Source organism: Bartonella sp. CL71SXKL (genome assembly GCF_042194935.1).
Classification (GTDB): Bacteria; Pseudomonadota; Alphaproteobacteria; order Rhizobiales; family Rhizobiaceae; genus Bartonella.
The window spans coordinates 1-645 of record NZ_JBHINI010000120.1; the positions used below are offsets into that span (position 1 = coordinate 1).

Genomic DNA, 645 nt, shown 5'->3' on the forward strand with positions numbered 1-645 from the left:
ATGGCAGCCAATGCGGGGCAGTTGCATCTTTCTGCTGACGGGAAAATCTCGTTGAAGAATGTTTTTGGTCATGGGGGTGTTGTCCTCAAATCGAAAAGCCAGAGCGTATTGGCAAAGCACATCACCTCGAAAAAGCATATTGATATTGCCGCCCATAAGGATGTGACGTTAGAAACGGTTGGCGCTGAGGGTCATTTGAAGATAGAGGCGCAGGATGGGCTTTTATCGATTGCCGGTAAAGCAACATCGGGAGGCAATATGGAGCTTTCTTCGCGCCAGACACTTCAAGTTTCAGGGCTAGGGGCAGGCGCTGATATGGCTCTTGAATCGGGCGGAAATTTGAAGCTTGAGGGGATTGTTTTAGCGCAAGGGAATCTCAAGGCGCATGCCGGTGGTGATATACAGGTGCAGCTTTTAGCTGGTGGGGTTGATATGGCGGCAACGGGTGCTTCTGGTGTTGTTGTTCTTGGCACCCAAGGGGATGTTGATCTTCAGAGCAGTCAAGGTGCGATTGTTGCTGAAAGTGTTTATGGGGCAGGAGACATCACCCTGGTTTCTCATAACGGGTTATCTGTTTCTCAAACAATTCTGTCGCATCAAAATGTTGCCATTCAAGCACAACCAGCAACAAATGCCCCCGTTCAT

At 49.3% G+C, this 645-nt stretch carries 1 protein-coding gene; it reads left to right on the forward strand.

Annotation, left to right across the window (positions count from 1 at the left end):
* On the forward strand, nt 1-645 hold a 645-nt coding region (locus tag ACFILA_RS09825; RefSeq protein ID WP_375661158.1), incomplete at both ends, for a hypothetical protein.